At 54.2% G+C, this 18,853-nt stretch carries 20 protein-coding genes; 9 read left to right on the forward strand and 11 right to left on the reverse strand.

Annotated elements, in window-relative coordinates; all coding sequences use genetic code 11:
* The first annotated feature begins 30 nt into the window (after nt 1-30).
* Together ACP9M6_RS04380 and ACP9M6_RS04385 are read left to right on the forward strand one after the other, a co-directional pair.
* The gene (locus ACP9M6_RS04380; protein WP_427453816.1) at nt 31-813 is read left to right on the forward strand and encodes a hypothetical protein; all 783 of its coding nucleotides are present in this window, start codon (nt 31-33) and stop codon (nt 811-813) included.
* A 93-nt stretch (nt 814-906) separates the two neighbouring features.
* Nucleotides 907-1,686 carry a YebC/PmpR family DNA-binding transcriptional regulator gene (locus ACP9M6_RS04385; protein ID WP_427453818.1) on the forward strand — a complete coding sequence of 260 codons (780 nt, stop codon included), beginning with the start codon at nt 907-909 and terminating at the stop codon, nt 1,684-1,686.
* A 3-nt stretch (nt 1,687-1,689) separates the two neighbouring features.
* On the opposite strand, the gene ACP9M6_RS04390 is transcribed toward ACP9M6_RS04385, so the two are convergent.
* Entirely contained in the window at nt 1,690-2,652 is a 963-nt protein-coding gene (locus tag ACP9M6_RS04390) for a hypothetical protein (RefSeq protein WP_427453820.1), read from the reverse strand.
* A gap of 989 nt (nt 2,653-3,641) precedes the next feature.
* Between ACP9M6_RS04390 and ACP9M6_RS04395 the strand changes: the two genes are divergently transcribed.
* On the forward strand, nt 3,642-4,358 hold the full coding sequence (locus ACP9M6_RS04395; protein ID WP_427453822.1) for a DUF2853 family protein: 717 nt from the start codon (nt 3,642-3,644) through the stop codon (nt 4,356-4,358).
* A gap of 69 nt (nt 4,359-4,427) precedes the next feature.
* Nucleotides 4,428-4,565, forward strand: a complete 138-nt coding sequence (locus ACP9M6_RS04400; protein ID WP_427453824.1) for an entericidin A/B family lipoprotein — start codon at nt 4,428-4,430, stop codon at nt 4,563-4,565.
* A 66-nt stretch (nt 4,566-4,631) separates the two neighbouring features.
* Here ACP9M6_RS04400 and ACP9M6_RS04405 read toward each other — a convergent pair whose 3' ends face one another.
* Both ACP9M6_RS04405 and ACP9M6_RS04410 read right to left on the reverse strand, forming a co-directional pair.
* Nucleotides 4,632-5,342, reverse strand: coding sequence for a lipoate--protein ligase family protein (locus ACP9M6_RS04405; RefSeq protein WP_427453826.1), 711 nt, complete (start codon nt 5,340-5,342; stop codon nt 4,632-4,634).
* 31 nt (nt 5,343-5,373) lie between these two features.
* Complete coding sequence (locus ACP9M6_RS04410; protein WP_427453828.1) at nt 5,374-6,003, reverse strand: MarC family protein; 630 nt, start codon at nt 6,001-6,003, stop codon at nt 5,374-5,376.
* A gap of 78 nt (nt 6,004-6,081) precedes the next feature.
* Between ACP9M6_RS04410 and ACP9M6_RS04415 the strand changes: the two genes are divergently transcribed.
* The 5 genes from ACP9M6_RS04415 (at nt 6,082) to ACP9M6_RS04435 (ending at nt 11,208) form a co-directional block, all read left to right on the forward strand.
* Nucleotides 6,082-8,013: a S9 family peptidase gene (locus ACP9M6_RS04415; protein WP_427453830.1), complete on the forward strand. Its 1,932-nt coding sequence runs from the start codon at nt 6,082-6,084 to the stop codon at nt 8,011-8,013.
* Nucleotides 8,014-8,198: 185 nt separating this feature from the next.
* Nucleotides 8,199-9,056, forward strand: coding sequence for an SPFH domain-containing protein (locus ACP9M6_RS04420; protein WP_427454751.1), 858 nt, complete (start codon nt 8,199-8,201; stop codon nt 9,054-9,056).
* Between the two features lie 166 nt (nt 9,057-9,222).
* A complete protein-coding gene (locus tag ACP9M6_RS04425; RefSeq protein ID WP_427453832.1) occupies nt 9,223-9,405 on the forward strand; it encodes a hypothetical protein in 183 nt (60 codons plus the stop codon).
* Nucleotides 9,406-9,582 carry a hypothetical protein gene (locus ACP9M6_RS04430; protein ID WP_427453834.1) on the forward strand — a complete coding sequence of 59 codons (177 nt, stop codon included), beginning with the start codon at nt 9,406-9,408 and terminating at the stop codon, nt 9,580-9,582.
* 102 nt (nt 9,583-9,684) lie between these two features.
* The gene (locus ACP9M6_RS04435; RefSeq protein WP_427453836.1) at nt 9,685-11,208 is read left to right on the forward strand and encodes a leucyl aminopeptidase family protein; all 1,524 of its coding nucleotides are present in this window, start codon (nt 9,685-9,687) and stop codon (nt 11,206-11,208) included.
* Between the two features lie 15 nt (nt 11,209-11,223).
* Here the strand turns inward: ACP9M6_RS04435 and ACP9M6_RS04440 are convergent, their stop codons facing one another.
* The 8 genes from ACP9M6_RS04440 to hrcA all read right to left on the reverse strand — a co-directional run bounded on the left by ACP9M6_RS04440 (nt 11,224) and on the right by hrcA (nt 18,712).
* Entirely contained in the window at nt 11,224-12,375 is a 1,152-nt protein-coding gene (locus ACP9M6_RS04440; RefSeq protein ID WP_427453838.1) for a tetratricopeptide repeat protein, read from the reverse strand.
* Between the two features lie 64 nt (nt 12,376-12,439).
* Nucleotides 12,440-13,951 carry a chromosomal replication initiator protein DnaA gene (gene dnaA / locus ACP9M6_RS04445; RefSeq protein ID WP_427453840.1) on the reverse strand — a complete coding sequence of 504 codons (1,512 nt, stop codon included), beginning with the start codon at nt 13,949-13,951 and terminating at the stop codon, nt 12,440-12,442.
* A gap of 520 nt (nt 13,952-14,471) precedes the next feature.
* A complete protein-coding gene (gene rpsT, locus ACP9M6_RS04450) occupies nt 14,472-14,735 on the reverse strand; it encodes a 30S ribosomal protein S20 (protein ID WP_427453842.1) in 264 nt (87 codons plus the stop codon).
* Nucleotides 14,736-14,863: 128 nt separating this feature from the next.
* The gene (locus tag ACP9M6_RS04455) at nt 14,864-15,640 is read right to left on the reverse strand and encodes an enoyl-CoA hydratase (RefSeq protein WP_427453844.1); all 777 of its coding nucleotides are present in this window, start codon (nt 15,638-15,640) and stop codon (nt 14,864-14,866) included.
* A gap of 241 nt (nt 15,641-15,881) precedes the next feature.
* The gene (locus ACP9M6_RS04460; protein WP_427453846.1) at nt 15,882-16,046 is read right to left on the reverse strand and encodes a hypothetical protein; all 165 of its coding nucleotides are present in this window, start codon (nt 16,044-16,046) and stop codon (nt 15,882-15,884) included.
* A gap of 71 nt (nt 16,047-16,117) precedes the next feature.
* Complete coding sequence (mutM, locus tag ACP9M6_RS04465) at nt 16,118-16,957, reverse strand: bifunctional DNA-formamidopyrimidine glycosylase/DNA-(apurinic or apyrimidinic site) lyase (RefSeq protein WP_427454752.1); 840 nt, start codon at nt 16,955-16,957, stop codon at nt 16,118-16,120.
* Between the two features lies 1 nt (nt 16,958).
* The gene (locus ACP9M6_RS04470; RefSeq protein WP_427453848.1) at nt 16,959-17,624 is read right to left on the reverse strand and encodes a nucleotide exchange factor GrpE; all 666 of its coding nucleotides are present in this window, start codon (nt 17,622-17,624) and stop codon (nt 16,959-16,961) included.
* Between the two features lie 11 nt (nt 17,625-17,635).
* Nucleotides 17,636-18,712: a heat-inducible transcriptional repressor HrcA gene (hrcA, locus tag ACP9M6_RS04475; RefSeq protein WP_427453850.1), complete on the reverse strand. Its 1,077-nt coding sequence runs from the start codon at nt 18,710-18,712 to the stop codon at nt 17,636-17,638.
* Between the last annotated feature and the right edge of the window lie 141 nt (nt 18,713-18,853).

The following is an 18,853-nucleotide window of genomic DNA, read 5'->3' on the forward strand; positions in this document are numbered from 1 at the left end:
AACATGGTGGCAGGCATTTAAACACGGAGCATGAAACATCCTGCCTTGTCCTGTCTCGCCCTCTGCCTGCCGTTCTTTGCGTCATCGGCTCACGCTGAGGATATAATGTCGATCTTGGCCCGCAAGGCTGAGGCCCCTAGCCCACTTGCGCCAAGCTCGATTGATTACACTTACACGCTGACATTGGACGTTAAATCGCGCGAGGGCAAAGACCTGTCCGAGGGCCAAGCCGTCTTGCGCATTGATCCAACACAACCGCCCGGTTCACGCGCGCAGATACTCTCTGCCAGCGACGCCGAGAGCGAGGCGCTTCAAGACTTCCTCAAAGAAATCGAAGACGAAGACAATACGATGGAAAAACAGGCCGAAGGATTTTGGTGCGGCCCTAGCGATGTGGACTCGCAATCCGATTTCTCCCCTGACAATTTCACTGTTGTCTCAGAGGATGAAAGCCAAGCCATTCTTCGTCCCAATCCTGATAAGCTCGCTGAGCTTCTTATGCAGTCGGATGAAAACGCGGATGAAAATGGCCGGAAGATGATGAAGAAATTGCTGAAACGCATCGAGGGGGATGTGACGTTGTCAAAGCCGTCTGGCGATATGACGGGCTTCTCCGTTCGCATGACGCGGCCTATGACAATGATGCTTGTCGCCAAGTTGAAGACGATGACGGTTGAGCAGAGCTGCGAACTTGCGCCAAATGGTCATTACAGAATCGGCGTGATGGATATGAATGTGGAGGGTAAAGCGCTCGGCTCCCGTTTTGGACAAGAGATCTATATGGAAATTTCAGACCTGACGCCGATTCCCTAGTCATTTGCCCTGAGACCGAAGGCCATCCTTGCCCCCATCCGCGACCCTCGCTAAAGCCCCTCTCAATCAGGATTAACGACGAAGAGGTCTCCCATGGCAGGTCATTCCAAATGGGCCAATATTCAGCATCGCAAAGGGCGTCAGGATAAACTGCGGTCCAAGCTGTTTTCCAAACTCGCGAAAGATATCGCGATTGCGTCTAAAATCGGTGGTCCCGACCCCGATATGAACCCGCGCCTGCGCTTGGCGATTAACAATGCCAAGGGCCAATCCATGCCCAAGGACAATATTCAGCGCGCCGTTGATAAGGGCGCGGGCGGCGAAGGCGATGATTACGAGGATATCCGCTATGAGGGCTTCGGCCCCGGCGGGATCGGCTTCATCGTCGAGGCGTCTACCGATAATCGAAACCGCACAGCGATGGAAGTTCGTACCGCGTTTTCTAAAAATGGTGGCAATATGGGCGAGACGGGATCAGTCTCCTTCATGTTCGACCAAGTCGGTAAGATTGAATACCCGCTGGACGTCACGGATGAAGACACAATGATGGAAGCCGCGATTGAAGCAGGTGCAGAAGATTGTGAGACTGATGATGCGGCCGAGGACCAATGGGACGAATTTGAGCCCGTTCATACGGTTTGGACGGCCCGCGACGATCTTGGCACTGTCGCGCCGGAACTTGAGAAAAAGTTCGGCGATGCGAAATCTGTCAATTTGGTCTGGAAGGGTCAAAACGATATCGACAATCCCGAACTTGCCGCACAAGTCATGAGATTAAACGATGCGCTGGAAGATCTGGACGACGTCAATAGTGTCTTCCACAATTTTGATCTGACGGACGAAGCCGCCGCAACGTTAGAAGATGACGAATAGGGCCTAGCCCACACCCATTTGCGCGAGTTGTGTTTTCAGACCTTGCGCATAGGCGCTTTCCGAGAGTTGCGGAATGCGCGTTTCATCGGTCTCGTAATTTTCTGCCTTCAGGCGGGCAATAAAGCGCTGCGCCTGTTTTGGATCAGGGATCAGCTTTGTCGGACATTGGCGGGTTTGCGCACCAATCCTGCCAATGGCCATGATGTCTACATCGCGTGAAAAACGGGCAAAGCCGCGATATTGGAAGGTCTGTTCGACAAAGCGGTCGCTCTGCGCGATTAACATTTCCATCAAACTATAGAGAATATCGTTATCGTCGAGTGACGGGGATATCAGTGTCATTTGTGTGGGCAGGTTATCAATAAACAGACCCTGGGCCTCGGATTTTTTAGAGAGCGTTAGAATGTGTTGGCCCGACACAGTCTTTAACTGTTCAACTAATTTAAAACCAACACCCTCAAATTTTACGCGTTTCAGGAGCGCCTCAACCGATCCGCATGTTTTTGAAAGGCGATGCAAGGATTTACCCTGCTGCGCGAGCAGTGGCAGGTCGTGATGCCCATTAAACGGTGTCGAGACGCGTCCATTTGCGCGTAGGACAAAACATTCCCGCAACTCATGTTCGCGCGCTTTTTTCAGCGCCAGAAAGACTGTCTGAATGATTTCAGAGGTCGGTAGGTTTGGCTCAACCCGCCACCGCCGTCCATAGACGAGCTTTTCCGGTCCGTCCTTATAATTGTCCGGGCCGATAACGCCGATCTGAATAAATAATCCGCCCTTATCTTCGCTGACGAAAATCGGATAACGCGCATCAAAGCTGATATCCTCAATGATCGCCTCAACCGAAGACAAGTCATGCGCATAGGTCAAAAAATGCTGCGGGATGCAGGATGTATTATCAGATAAATCCACGGCAGGGGCCGTGTTGATCGCAATTTCACCCGGATTTAAAGGCATTTGAGGCATGGTCGTTCCAAGAAGAATTTGACTCTTATACGCATGGTCCTTGAGCGTTGGATGGAACAGAGCTGGGGAATTTTGGTTAACCTGACGGGATGTCGCAGGGGCATATGAAGTTTCATTTTCCGCAGATATAGATATCCGATTTAGCCGATGACGCCCGTCTTCAATTGTCTCAGTCTGATATTGTCGTGGGTGCGGTTAAGATCGGTGGTCAATCCCCGTTTAAGAAGAGAATGATCCACGCTTTTTGAGGCAACCACCATGCTGTCACGCCGCGCTTGAGCCGCGGCCTTAGTTGAAGGAGATAAGTACCGAGACTACGCGTTTATTGGACTTTGCAGCAGACTCGAAGCCAAAGGCCCCGGCTCGGGGCCGGGGTGACATTTGGAGCGTGTCGCTAAGGTGTGCTGCCAATCCCACATTTAGAAAAACATAATCCTCAGTTATAAAACCTATGCCATATTCATTCTCGTTCTTTCGGACATGGGACAGGCAAGTGATCGTTGGCTTTCTGGTTTGAAAGACGGTGTGCTTAGAAGCATTCGGTAACGCGGATGTGGAGGAGCCCAGCCGCGAGTGCCTGACGGGGTGGAACCCCCGCAGTCAAGTAAGGCCGCCGTTGGAGACGCACCGCCGCGTGGTCGTGTAATCGGCTTTCGCCGAATACACCTGTGTGTTTGGCATCAGCCAGATACGGGAAGCGTAATGGATTTGCCATCTTACAATCGGTGAATCCTGTGATTTGGATAATGTAACGGTATCGCCGACCACTATTTATGTCTCACGCGCTTGGCCTTCCTGCGTAAAAACTTTTTCTCTCTGGTTTCCCCATCGCGGGAGGTCACCACGCGGACGTCCCGCCTTTTATGGATAGTCGCCTACCCGCCGCACGCGCAGATCGTCGGTCGCAGCTCTCGCTTGTCTTGGATTAGGGTGCTGTTTCTAATTAAATACCTTATTTTCACATTGAAATTAAACTGAGGAGAGACATCATGGTTGCTGCCACATTTTTGAATTCTACCGTGAATACCGTTCGCCGCACACGCCGGGCCTATATCGGGGCGCATGTCTTGGCTTTTGAATTTGCGCAGAAACGCGCCGCGCTTCGCTTGAATCAGCTAAAATCTCTCGGTACAGTTCTTATCGCCAAGGGCGAAGGCATTGAAAGAGATGCCGCCGATATGTTGGATATGGCCAGAGATAAAGTCGCGGACCTCGTCCCCGGAAAAGGGGACGGCTCTGTGACATTGGACATGAAACCGACACGGGTTGTGAAAAAAGCAAAATCTGTTGATCTGTCGACGGATATCACGCCGAAAGCGAAAAAAGCGTCTACACCGAAAACGGCGTCTAAACCCAGCGCGGCGCAGGCGGGGAAAGTTCTTAAAGATAAATATGAGCCCTATGTTGAAGCTGTTGCCAAATATGATGCGGATGTGAATCCGGTCATCGTCAAAAAGATTGTCGATCATTTGGGCGTGGCCCTCAACTCACGTGACGGAAAATTTGTCGCCTGTTCCGATCCGGCAGAACGGGAAACCGTTGCCAAGTCCTGGCTGTTGAAAAAGCTGGGCCTTGAGGCGGATATGGACGCCTTGGATGCCAAAGTCGGTGCGGTTTGCGAGACAATGAAGGCTGACCGGATGAAGCCGCGCGTGACCTTCTATTACCTGCTCGCCAAAAACGAAGGCAAGTTGGGCACACTCTAAAAAAAACGCCTTTTTTGGAACACTTTGTTGGGTTTGGGTGTTTAGTCTGCACTAATGAAGGAGTTTAGAATGAAAAAAGCATTGAAATGGGCAAGTATCGCCCTCGTATCCGCCGCCGCCATGACGGCAACAGCCTGCAATACCGTCCAAGGCGCAGGCCAAGATATTGAAAGCGCAGGCGAAGCAATTGAAGAGGCCGCGAAATAGGCTCTTAAAGACTAAAGAACTTAGCCCCGATCCACGCGATCGGGGCTTTTTTAGGCGCTATCCTGATTACACCACCAGATTTGAAAGCGGATCATTCATCGCCTTACGCAATGCTGCAATATTGATATTATAGGGGCTGTGAACAGATGGCTCGTAGGTTTCCAGTGACCCGGCATGATGGTATAAAGACTCTAATCGGTCGCAGAGTTCGGCAGGATTACCGCCCGTCAAGACGACGACATGGTGGCATCCTAAGGTATCACCATTTTTTGCGCGGCACCAGCGCTGTGCCGTGCCGACAAGTTTGCGGCCCTTATGAAGCAGGTTGAAATCCCCGTCGCAGAAGCTCCCGGGCTTTGCGCCAATCTCTGTTTCGAGGCCGAGCGTCGTAAATCCCTGCCTCAGGGCTGCGCACATCTCGTGGTAAAATTCGGTGATACCGGGAGCTTTCATGTGGCGGGTAAACAGCGTAATATTTGCGGTCCCCGGACCTTGTGGAACGGCGGTGCCGCCCGTGCCGCGAATGCCCAAAGGCTCTGCGTCAAACCCATCAAAATCCAACCGCGCGGCTTCCCGTCGGGAGAGGGAAATCGACCGCTCTGGCACCCAAACATAGTGCAAAGGTGTCGCCTCCCCGACCCGCATCGCATTCAGGCGGAGTTCTTCCCACGCATAAACCTCCGCCAAGGCTGTGCCGTCACGGGGCGGTTGATCCCAGTTTTCGGGCAGGGTCTTGTAAATGGTGTTAGGTGCGGCCGTGACGGATTTTAAAGTCATAGCTTCAATACGAGCGGGTCGTCAGTTACGATTAAAACAAGGCGCCTTTGACCCCGTCGAGAATAAACTGCGACGCCAGTGTCGCCAGTAAAACGCCCAACACACGGGTCAGGACATCGGTGAAACTCTTGCCCATTAATTTCATCAAAGGCCCTGCAATCAGGAATGTTACCAAGGTGATAGCCAAGGTCAAAACAAGGGCGAAGAGAATGGCGAGTTGCCCCATCCGCGTATCCGTATTGCCCATTAGGATGAGCAGCGTCGCCATGGTTCCGGGCCCGGCAATCATGGGAATGCCCATCGGAAAGACGGAGATGTCCTCCGGATCTTCAATATCTTCCAGTAATTCATCCGCCCGGTCTTCACGTTTCTCGGTCCGCTTCTCAAACACCATGTTCAGTCCGATAATGAACAACATGATCCCGCCTGAAATGCGCAACGCGTCGAGACTAATGCCCAGTTTTGAGAACAGCCATTCCCCGACATAGGCGAAGCCAATCAGGATAAAGGCCGCAATGCCGACGGATTTAAACGCCATAATGCGTTGGTGTTTCCGACTCGTGCCCTTGGTCAGGGTCGCGAAAATCGGCGCGCATCCCGGCGGGTCGATAATGACGAAGAGTGTCGTAAAGGCGCTGATAAATAGGGCGGTCTCAAACATAAGCGGCCCATAGACGATTGGGGCTAGGTCGCCCAGCCCAAAAGCGTTAGTCTGGGCGGGAATTACAGGAGAATAGTTATGCGGTTTCAGATGATGTTGGGCGGCGCGCTTATGGCTCTAACGGCTTGTGGGGAGGTGGAAGGACCTGAAGCCAGGCTTGAGGCGGAGCTGTCTGAACTCACCTATGAAACACCGAAGTTTTCAGAGGCGAACCGGGAAAGTCCCGTCGCGGCCTATGTGATGGCCAATGGCGCGACGCGGGCACAGATTGCGCCGGACGGAACATTTATCGCGCTCTCGTCCTCGAAGAGCGGTGAAGCCCAACTCTATGTCGGTGCGCCCGACGGGGCGGATTTGCAACAGGTCACGGACGGGGCAGGGATTTCATTTTTCGATATTCTACCCGGTGGTGACATCCTCTACGGCGCGGATAATAATGGTGATGAGCGGGAGAACTATTTTCTCTATGACGCCGAAACCGGAACCTCGGACCTGATCCTGCCCGCGACGGAAAAAGGCTTTCGGTCTTATGGCGGGGCGAGCGGGAATGGCAAGACAATCGCTTTCGCCAGTACGGAACGTAATGGCAGCGATTTCGATATCTATCTGATGAATTTGGAAAGCGGTGAGGTGAGCCGTGTCTTTGAAGGCGTCTATGGCAATTTTGTCGAAGCTGTTAACTACCTCGGTACAGAACTAATTGTATCTGAAACAGTGGGTGAAGACAGCGATAAAATATTCTTATTGGACGTAGAAAGTGGGGAACGACACTTGCTATCAGACCCAACTCCACGCGCAAATCATACGAATGCAGGTATTCATTTCTTAGAAAAAAGCCATATTTTATTAGCGACAAATATGACCGACGAATTCTCATCCCTATTCACATTGCAGGCTAGTCCGAACTATCCAACAATACCAAGAAAGTTGTTTTCAGTCGATGGGTCTGATATTGATGCAGTAGAATCTTGCGGACGAAACCTTGTTTCAATTAATCGAGATGGTTTCTCTGAGTTAGCAGTTTTAGGCAGTGGGGGAATTGAGCAGGTCAACCCTGTCAACGGTCTCCCTCGTGGTGTTTATTCAATTGATTGTTCTCGTAACAAAGCTGTCATTCGTGTCACGGGGCCAGATATTCCGGGTGACGTTTACATGCTCGATTTGAAAAATCCGGAACCTAAACTCATATATTCTTCTGAGTATGGTGCCTTAGATAAAAACTCCCTTATCACCCCAATCTCTATCCGTATGACCGCGCGGGACGGGTTGGAGGTCCAAGGCCTTCTCTATATGCCGTCCGACTCTTCCAACACAAAACCGCCCGTCGTCTTCATGGTCCATGGCGGGCCAACAGCGCAGGCGCGACCGTCCTATAATCCGACTGTGCAATATCTCGTCTCGCGCGGGATTGCCGTTTTCCAGACGAATGTCCGCGGCTCGACCGGATTTGGGCGAACCTATACGACGTTGGATGATCGTCGGAAACGGCTCGATTCTATTCGCGATCTCGTGGATATGCTGGGCTCCCCTGAACTGATGGTCCGCGTTGACACAGACCGTGCGGCGGTAATGGGCGGGTCCTATGGTGGCTATGCCGTCAATGCGGTCTTGAGTGAATATCCCGACGCTTTCGTCGCAGGGGTCTCGCTCTTCGGTGTGGCGGATTGGGTCACGGCCTTGGAAGTGGCCAGTCCCGCGCTGAAAGCCGCTGACCTGATCGAATACGGGAATATCGAAGAGCAGGAATGGCGGGACTTCTACACCGAACAATCCCCCATCCGGAATGCGGATAAGATCAAAGTTCCCGTCCTCTTCTCCCACGGTGCAATGGACCCTCGGATTGATATTGCAGAGACGGAGACCATGGTCCGCGCCCTGCGCGCCAACGGTATCGATGCGCCCTATATCCGGTTCCCTGATGAAGGGCATGGATGGCGCAAGGTCGATAACCAGCTTTACTATCAAAGACGGCAGGCGGAATTCCTCGAAGAGGTTCTGGGGGTCGAGTAAACAGCCGGAAAATTTCGTTCTGAATCAACGCCGTCCATTTGGGCGGCGTTTTTTCTTGGCTCTCCCATCTTGTCAAATTATCGAAAAACAACATATGTGATATATAAATGATATCACTTCATAGGGTGTGCCAATCCGGTAATCAGGAGTGATAGGGCTAAAAGAGGGAGAATTTCATGGCCGAAATTAGAGAAAGAGAAGTCAAATCCACGAGCGGTATACCGTTCCTGTTTGTATTGCTGGCTGCGTCAGCCGCGTTGGTTTTTGGCGTTATAAATATTGAGCCAAAGGGGATGAAATTACTTCTCCTCGTCATTGGAAGTTTAATTATTCTGACCGGTCTATCCGGCCTGTATAAAGTCGAACCCAACCAATCGGCGGTCCTGTCCCTATTCGGGAAATATATCGGCACGGTTCGCACACCGGGTCTTCGCTTTAACAACCCGTTCTACACGAAACAGAAGATCAGTCTGCGCGTGCGCAACTTTGAGAGCGGCAAGTTGAAAGTCAACGAACTGGACGGCTCCCCGATTGAAATCGCTGCGATTGTTGTCTGGGAAGTCAACGACTCTGCGGAAGCCGTCTTTAATGTCGACGATTATGAGAGCTTTGTACAAATTCAGTCCGAGGCCGCCATCCGCGCCATGGCGACCAGCTATCCCTATGACCAACATAGTGACGGTACGATCAGCCTGCGGTCGCATCCGACTGAAATCTCCGACCGCCTGCGGGATGAAATCCAGGACCGCCTATCCAAGGCCGGGATCAATGTCATCGAGGCACGGATTTCGCATCTCGCCTATGCTCCGGAGATTGCGGGTGCCATGCTGCAACGCCAACAGGCCGGTGCGATTATCGCCGCACGGAAGCAGATTGTCGAAGGCGCGGTCGGTATGGTCGAGGATGCGCTCAATGCGCTCTCCGCCAAAGACATTGTCGAGCTGGATGATGAACGCCGCGCGGCTATGGTGTCCAACCTGCTCGTCGTTCTCTGCTCCGACAAGGCCACACAGCCCGTCGTGAATACCGGCTCCCTCTACTAGGACCCTGTGCCGGATAAGAAATCATATCCCCTGCGGATCAGCGCTCCGGTGCTGTCCGCTATGAAGGCCTGGGCCGCGGATGATCTCCGTTCGCTCAATGGCCAGATCGAATGGGCCCTACGTGAGGCCCTGCGCCGCGAAGGACGCCTCAAAAAGGAGACGAAGGATGAGTAAACGTTGGCAGTATAGAGTTGAGACGGTGAAGGTCTCAATGTGGAATTCAAAGATCGAAAAACATGATGCGCAGATTCAAGACCGCCTCACGCGATTGGGCATTGAGGGATGGGAGCTTGTCTCGGTCACGCCTTACGGCACGTCACAGCGCCTTTATCTTAAGCGGGCGAGTTAGATGTCGGACCGTTGGGAATATAAAATCATACAGGGCGACAGCAAAGGCCTGACAGGCGATTCCATTCGCGCCAGCAGCGAGACGATGCTGAATAATTTCGGCCTGCAGGGCTGGGAATGTTACCACGTCAAAACCGATACCTATCCCAGTGTGTTCTACCTGAAACGGCGGCGATGATCCGCCCATAGGCAGAACCCATATTTCCCATAGTAAAAATATGATGGCCCTGTTCGTCTCTCATTCGTAGGTAAATGTAAGAAACTATTACAGGAGATCATCATGCGCCTTTCAATCCGTCAAACGGCTCTCACATCCGCGGCCCTCTCGCTCATGGCGGCTCCGGCCTTTGCCGACGATATTTCATTCGCCGCCGCCGATACGGCGCTCAGCGATCATGTTGTGCTCTATCTGAATGATGACTTGAGCCTGCCGGCGGATATGAACGACGAGATGTCTGACGCGCTGACCCGTGCGATTGAAGGCTCTGGATTTAAGGGTGATTTCGGGACCAGCCAGCATTTCTATGGACTTGGGGATATGAAGTCCGTGACTGTCATTGGAACGGGCGGGGATGTTCTCACGCGTCGTAATCTTCATGATCTGGGTGGACATGCCGTCAAAGCACCGGGTGAGGGGGCGCTGACGATTGTCGTTGACGGATTAAACACGGATGTCACTGCACCAAGCGCGGATCTGGCCCTGGGTTACCGCCTCGGCGATTACAGCTTCACGACTTATAAAACGGGCGACCTGCCCGAAGATCGGGACGTGATTTTTGCGGGCTCAGATAACCGTGCGGCAGATGCGCTGACGGAGACGGATTATGAAGGTGTTGCCGATGCGATCTCCATGGTCCGCGATCTCGGCAATGCGCCGGGGCTTGAAGTTTATCCCGAAACATTTGTCGACCGCGTCCGCAATGAATCGCGCGGTATCGCGAACCTGAAAATCAGTGTCATGGGCGTGCGCGAGATGGAACGCGAGGGGATGGGCGCCATCCTCGGTGTCGGGAAGGGGTCCGTCCATGATCCGCGTTTGCTCATTCTGGAATATAACGGCGCGGCCTCCAGCGAAGCTCCGCTTGCTCTAGTCGGAAAGGGCATCACCTTTGATACGGGCGGGATCAGCCTGAAACCCAATAGCGGTCAGTGGTTGATGAAATCCGATCTGTCCGGTGCGGCGGCTGTCGCAGGGACATTGATTTCGACGGCGAAACGCGGCGCGGATATCAATCTTGTCGGCGTCATGCCACTCGCCGAAAATATGCCGGACGGGAAAGCCATTCGTCCGGGGGATGTGCTGACGACTTATAACGGTAAAACGATTGAAGTTATGTCGACCGATGCGGAAGGTCGACTCCTGTTCGTCGATGCTGTGCCCTATACGATTGAAAAATACGAGCCCGAGCTCATTGTCAATATCGCAACTCTGACAGGCTCTGTTGGACGCGCCTTGAGCGATGAATATGGCGGTGTGATTACACGCGATTTCGAACTCGCACAGACGATGATGGATATTGGTGAACGGTCCGGCGAAGACGTCTGGCCGCTCCCGCTTCATCCTAACCATTATAAGCAAATCAAATCCGACATCGCTGATATTAAATCGACGGCCGGTTCACCGGGTGCTTCTATCGGCGCAGCGGTGATCGGCACATTTGTCGAAGAGGATCAACCGTGGGTTCATATTGATATGGCCGGCGTCGACTGGCGTGACAGCCCAACTCCAACAGCCCCCAAAGGCCATGCAGGCTGGGGCGTTCGGTTTATGGATCAACTGGTCCGCGATTATGAGGCGGAGTAGGGCTTACCTTATAACTCAGGGGGTGAAGCCATATTTGGTCTTCACCTCGTTAATCTCTGCGGAAAGCTTTAAGCGTTGAGCCGCTCGTTTTTCCTCGGGTGAGGCTGAGCCCTCGATCATCATATCAAAGAGTTTTAAAGCGAGATCGTCGCCATTATCGGCGGCGACGATTAATCCCGCCAAACCTTTATCCAATTCCACAGCGCGGCCTTCACCCGAAATCAACATACCTGACAGGCCGCGCAAGGCATGGGCGCTCCCCAATTTAGCGGCGGTGTCATAGGCATCAAATGCGGCTTGAAAATTGACATCAGTGCCGTCGCCTTGCGCGCTCATAACGGCAAAACTGATTAATCCATTTATATGATTCTGTTCGGCGGACGCTTTTACCCATTTATAAGCCTCAGCCTGATCAACGGCTATGCCAAGCCCCTGTAAGAGGGCCATGGCATAATACCATTGGGCTCTTGCATCGCCAGCTTTGGCAGACTGTGCGAACCATGGGGTTGCGGCCGCTGGATCCGTCGGCCCGCCCCAGCCGCTTTGTAAAGCCCGTCCCATGATAAAAGCGCAATAGCTTTCTGAGGGTTCGTGTTCACTACATTGCGTCGCGGTTTCACGGACCTTATCCATTTGCGGGGCCCGCGCCCCATACCCCATGAGGTATGGCTCCAGAAGCTGACTGGCGGTGAGGGCGCCTATCGTTTCTGATTCACGTAAGGGATCCAGAAGCGAAAATGCGCGATCATGTGCAGCAGGGTCTTCATTCCCCAGCAACCGTAAGCCTAGATTGAGAGCAGCAGCCTCGCTGCCCCGCTCTACGGCCCGTTCGAGGGCAGCTCCGGCTTTCACAGAGTCAGGCGTCACGGTTTCAAAAATTTGTCCTTCATAAATCAGGGCGAGGGCATTCGGGGCTTCAGCACTGCCAAGCTCATCAGCCCGGAGCATCATGGCTATAACGGCGTCTGCTTGATCCGAGGTCACGGTCTGTTCTTCCAAAGCCTCCATCGCATTGAAGGCGAGCGTGAAGGCGGCTTGGCCGTCACCGGCCTCCATCAATTGCGAGAGTGTTGCATCATCCAGTTTGGCGTAATCGGGTTCTGCGGCGACGGCAGAAACCCCAATCATGAGGGAGAGGCAAAGGGAGAGTAAAAGGCGGAGAAACATGACGTCAGGTTAAACCTGACGGATCGTCAAACGCAACCTATTGGTGGGATAGGCTTTATAAGCTCTAAGCCTTCAACAACGTTTCCACTGTCTCGATCTGCGCGTTGAAGGCGGCGTCATCGGCGCGGAGTTGGTCGATGCGCTTGACGGCGTGCATGACCGTTGTGTGGTCACGTCCGCCAAAGCGACGGCCAATATCGGGCAGTGAGCGTTTGGTCAATTTTTTGGACAGATACATGGCGACCTGTCGCGGACGTGCGATGACGCGGGCGCGGCGCTTGCTGACCATATCCGTCGGCGTAACGGAGAAGACTTCGCAGACGGCGCGTTGGATGCGGTCTACCGTTAGGCGTTGGCCCATCATGTAGCGTGAATCCGAGAGGGTCTCCTGCACGCTTTCCAAGGTGATGGCTGTGCCGAGAAATTCGCTCTGCGCGACGATCTGGTTAAAGGCGCCTTCGAGATCGCGCGGTGTCGCATTCATGCGCGCGGCGAGATGGTCGCGCGCATTTTGCGGAATGGCAAGGTCCGGCTGTCCGCTGGTCCGGCGGCGCTGGATCAGGCGGTCGAGAATACGCAGACGTAGCTCATAATCCGCCGCGCCGATCTTACAAACCAATCCGGACGACATATAGCTCTTGAGGCGCTCTGACGCTTTGTCGATCTTGTCCGGATGGCGGTCGGCGGCGATCAGGATTTGTTTGCCGCCATCGACAAGGCTGACGAGCGTATGGAGCAGTTCTTCCTGGCTGCCCGGCTTATCCGCAATGAAATGCGCATCATCTATGACGAGTAGGTCGACGTCGCGCAGGGAGGCTTTAAACGCTGAAATCCCCTCGCGGCCCTGACCGCGCACAGAAGCGACGAAGGTTGAGACAAAATCTTCTGCGGAGATGAAGCGCATGCGTTTTTCCGGCGAATTCTCGCGGAACGCATTTTCAATCGCATAGAGCAAGTGGGTCTTCCCCATCCCATTCGTGCCGTGAATGACGATGGGATTATATTGCGGTGCGCGACCCTTTCCGGCATTCTGCGCGACTTGGCGCGCGACAGCCATGGCAAGCTCATTGGATTGGCCGACAACGAAATTGTCAAAGGTGAAGCGATCACGCGGGCTTTCGCCTGTGGCTGTTGCGGGCGCTATTTCCGCTTCTATTTTGGGCGCTGCCGCTGCGCGCTCTGAAGGGATGGATGCGCCAAGCCCTGCGACGCGGTCAGCGGGCTGGGCGGTCCGGATTGGTGCGCGGACGGCACCTGGATTGGCGACAAAGGACAAACGGCGCGGGGGATCGACCTGATCATGTTTCTCCCAGAGACGGCGGACAGTATCCGCGTAATTGGCTTCAATCTTGGAGGTGATAAATTTTGTGGGCGCGGCGAGGGTGACAATGGATTCGTCCGCTTGCGTAATGTGCAGGCGTCCGGTCCAAGAGCGGTGAACATTCGGACCCAATGCATAGGCCAAATCTGTCTTAACCTGTTTCCACGTATTATGTGCGGATTGCAGGGGCGGCTCACCTGTATAAAGATCAGGGGCCTTCACTCTGTCTGTCATACTGTCAGCCGCTCTGCCCATTGCCATCTCCTATCGAAAGACCATTTGTTTCCAAGCCGTACGAAACCGGCGACCTGAAAACACAAGTCTTTGAAATCCTTATCTAATGTGAACACCTGTCCCATCCTCACTTCCACAGTGATAGACGTGTCAGGGTTTCCCCGAACCGGATGGTCCTGCCCCCGCGGGCACATCCGATGACCCTTATTAACCAGCCCTTTTTCATACCGTCAACGTGATAAAAATCGAATCGGCACCGATTCAGTTCTTGACTCGAAAAGGCCTTTGAATCGCAACCGTTTTTCCACTGAAAATAAATTCACAAATTTGTCACAGAAAATTCTTGACTCTGAACGGTTCGTCAGGGGTGTTGGGACGCGGCGAGGTTTCACCCGATTCTTGTAAATTTTTGCAAGAGATCGCCGCGCGGAAACCGCCCTGCCGAGATCAACCCGCCATGAAAAAAGCCGCCTCCCTAAGGGAATACGGCTTTGAAATCTACGGGACCGCAGCGCAGGCGGCCAAAGTAAGAGAGCGGCAATTAGCCGATCGCTTTAACGCGCTTGTTCAGACGCGAAATTTTGCGGCTGGCTGTGTTCTTGTGGAAGATGCCTTTGGACACGGCGCGCATCATGGCGGGCTCTGCATCTTTCAGGGCAGCTGTTGCAGCTGTCTTATCACCTGCCGTGATCGCATCTTCGACGCGACGCAGGAAAGTCCGGACGGATGACCGACGGGCTTTGTTGACGGCCGTCTTGCGGGCCATTTTACGGACGTTCTTCTTAGCGGAGGACGTATTTGCCATGTTTCACTCTTTCATCTTCGTTCAATGCACAAAGCCCGCGTCCATGCGCGGGCAGGCTAATTCTTGGTGGCCATATACGGAGGGAGTCGCAGGTCGTCAATAGGGCGTTTAGACGGCTCTACAGTGCCCTACCGATTTTTAAAATGCGGTTTCCGCTTCTCGATGAAAGCGGCCATGCCTTCCTTCTGGTCATGGGTTGTAAACATGCTCTGGAACAGGCGACGCTCATAGCGGATGCCTTGGGCAAGGCTCATCTCGAATCCGGCCTCAACTGTCTCTTTGGTCATCATGGCGATGGGTTGGGATTGGCTCGCGATTTTGGCCGCGGCCTCTTTCGCCGTCTCCATCAACTTATCCAGCGGCACAACGCGACTGACGAGTCCGGCCCGTTCCGCCTCATCCGCGTCCATCATCCGACCCGTCAGACAGAGGTCCATCGTCTTGGCTTTGCCAACCGCGCGGAGCATGCGTTGCGTCCCGCCCATACCGGGCATGACGCCCAGATTTATCTCAGGCTGGCCGAATTTCGCATTATCTGCCGCGATGATGAAATCACACATCATGGCGACTTCGCAGCCACCGCCCAAGGCGTAACCCGCGACCGCCGCGATGATCGGCTTGCGGAACCGCTCTGTGGCCATGTGGTTTTCCTCGAACCGGTCATTTTTATACAGGCCCAGATAATCATCCTCGGCCATATCTTTAATGTCCGCCCCTGCGGCGAAAGCTTTCTCATTCCCGGTTAGGATGACACAGCTCACGGAATCATCCGCTTCCAGCTTGCTCAGCGCATCGGCGAGCTCTTTCATCATATTCAGGTTCAGGGCGTTTAGCGCCTTGGGGCGGTCCATCTGAATGATGGCCACCGCGCCGTCACGCGTCAGTTCAATATCGTCATAAGCCATTGGGGGATGCTCTCTCTCAAAATTCTATCGGCCCGCATAGCGTGGCAGGGCGGGGAGTTCAATTGGGTGCAACGTAGTGAAGGGGAACGGCACGCGTATTGGATTCGTAGTCCCACCAATATGTACCATCTTTGACATGGCGATTTCCGAGCCACGTTATGAAGCCTAAAAAGAAGGCGACAAAGCCCAGTATAAACCTGACGATGTAGTGAGGTTTTTCGTCAATAGCCGGTATGATTTGTTAACCCAAAACGCGCTGACCGACTGTGGCTTCGAAACAGGCATTCCCAATTGTGAAATAGAGAGAAAACAGTCCAAAAACTATCAAAAGCACAACGCCGTCTGACGGGTCAGCCGGTACGAAAATATTAAGCGGTATTCCGATTATGGCTGACAGAAACAGCATATCAACTTGTATTGCGGCCCACCGGGTTCCCAGCCCAACAGGAATCAATTTGTGCGTGGACCTTCTGGTCTTCACCTCTGACACGCCCCGCAATAAAACGAACTCCGCCCGCTCTGCACAATACGCTTAATCGGCGCGTCGCAGATCTTGCAGGCTTCCCCCTCGCGGCCATAGACGTCGAAACTGTGTTGGAAATAGCCGAGTTTGCCGTCCGTATTGCTGAAATCGCGTAGGGAGCTGCCGCCTGCTGCTATGGCTTCCGTCAGAACGTCTTTGATATGTCCGGCCAGCGCATCAGTTTCCTCGACCTTTAACCGTCCCGCCGCGCGGCGCGGTGAAATGCCCGTGCGGTAGAGCGCTTCGCAGACATAGATATTGCCTAGCCCCGCCACAATGCGTTGGTCGAGGAGTGCGGCCTTGATCTTGCTCTTCTTGCCTTTCAGGGCTGCGCGCAGGACAGGACCGCTAAAGCCATTTCCCAGCGGTTCCGGCCCGATATGGTCGAGGCGGTAGGGCGCGTCTGCGGCGACGAGTTCCATGAACCCGAACCGACGCGGATCGTTGAATGTAATGGTTGTGCCATTATCCATCTCAAACACGACATGATGATGTTTTGGATTGGCGGCATGTTCATGCACGAAATTGACGAGTGAAGGATCACCCTCAATTATGAACCGCCCGCTCATCCCCAGATGCATGAAGAGCCGCTCACCGGAGGAGAGTTCCGCCTGCAGGAATTTTGCGCGGCGGGTCAGACGAGTGAGGGTCTGCCCCTGCACCCGCGCGATAAAATCAGGGTCGAAGGGAAACCGCAGGTCGGGTCGGTTCAGCGTGACTTTCGCGAAAGTCGCGCCTTCCATAACGGGGGCTAGTCCCCGCCGGACAGTTTCAACTTCGGGGAGTTCGGGAATTTTAAGCGCTCTTGCCCGTACTCACCGCGACCATCGCCGCGCGCAAAGTCCGGTCACCAATCTTAAAGCCCGTCTGCATGACGGTCGCGACATTGCCTTTCTCCTCGGATGATGGGATGTTCGCGACGGCCTGATGAACGTTCGGGTCGAACTTGCTGCCGACGCCGGGGACAGCTGTTACGCCGTGACGGGCGAGGGCGGCCATGAGGTCTTTTTCTGTCAGTTCGATGCCTTCGACGAGGTTCTTCGCATTCTCACCAAGTTCGGATTTGTCTGTGCCTTCCAGCGTCAACAAGGCGCGGGAAAGATTGTCGTGGACTGAGAGAATATCATTCGCAAAACGCTCAATCCCGAAGACCCGCGCAGCGGCGACCTCTTTCTCAGAGCGGCGCTTGACGTTCTCGGCATCGGCCATGGCGCGGAGGGCTTGATCCTTGAGGGTCGCGAGTTCGAGTTCCAATTCCTCGATCCGCGCAACAGCCGCCGCACCCGCATCGGGTTCGGGCGCTTCCAAGTCTTCCGGCTCGGCCTTGCCTGCAGCCTTCAGAATATCATCGGCAGCAGCCTGTGCGGCGGCGCGGCGCTTTTGCTCTGACTTCTCAGAATTAATGTCTTTCAGGAGGTCATCCCACTCGTCACCTGCGGGCGTATCATTGTCACCGGTCATTGCTCGTCTCTCTATTTGTCGCCCATCAGGCGGCCTAGAATGGTGGCGGTGTAATCCATAATCGGAATGACCCGCGCATAGTTCAGTCGCGTCGGGCCAATCACGCCCAACGCCCCCAATATATTCTGGTCGCGATCGCGGTAGGGCGCGATCATGACCGATGATCCCGACAGGGAGAAAAGGGGGTTCTCCGAGCCGATAAAGATCTTCACACCGTCGGCCTGTTCCGCGCGGTCCAGCAGGTCGATCAACTCTTCCTGCCGCTCCAAATCGTCGAACAACTGACGGATGCGCTCCACATCGGTTCGAGCCTCCAGATTGTCAAGGAGTCGCGACTGTCCGCGGACAATCAAATTGCGTTTTGCGGCATCCGAGGGCGACGACCATTCCGCGAGTCCCTTTTTGATAAGCGCCTGCGCCGCCGCATCAATCTGCGCCTCACCGGCTGCGATTTCTTTGAGGACGTCAGCCCGCGCCTCGGACAGCTTCCGCCCCTTGAGCCGTGCTGACAGAAAATTACCAGCGCGTTCGAGGGAAGACGGCAGCAATCCGTCGGGACGCGGCATGATCCGGTTCTCCACCCGCCCATCGGCATGGACCATCACAACGAGGGCCTGCCCGCCGTCAAGATTCACGAACTCCACATGACGCAATGGCTGTTCTTCTGCCCCGCTTTCCGGTGCCAGCACAAGTCCTGCCCCGCCTGCCAATCCGGCGAGCATAGCTGAGGCTTGCCCCAAAAGCTGGTCCGGTTCCGCTCCGGCGGACGAGAGCCGCGCCTCCATACGTTGACGCTCGCCCGCGCTCAAGTCGCCAATCTCCAGCAGACCGTCGACGAAGAGCCGCAACCCCGCCTGTGTCGGCACCCGCCCCGCACTGACATGCGGGGAATGGAGCAGGCCGTAGCGAGACAGTTCCGCCATAACGGCGCGAATAGTCGCGGGGGAGAGCGACCGCCCCTCGGACAGCGCAAGAGTCTTAGAGCCAACAGGCTGCCCGGTCAGGAGATAGCTATCGACAACATCCCGAAAGATGTCCCGCGCACGGGTATCGAGGTCGGACAGGGTGAATGTGGGGTTGGCAGACATATGGAGATTATGTGAGGTGTTCGGGACGGGGATTCAATCGAGAAGTGCGGCAATATTCGCAAGTTTAACTCATTCTTTTAGCTGGCATTCTTATCCTAACTTTGGTTATCATCCTTGTTTTAGATACAGACTTTAATTCCC

The organism is Litorimonas sp. WD9-15, assembly GCF_050271975.1.
Classification (GTDB): domain Bacteria; phylum Pseudomonadota; class Alphaproteobacteria; order Caulobacterales; family Maricaulaceae; genus Litorimonas.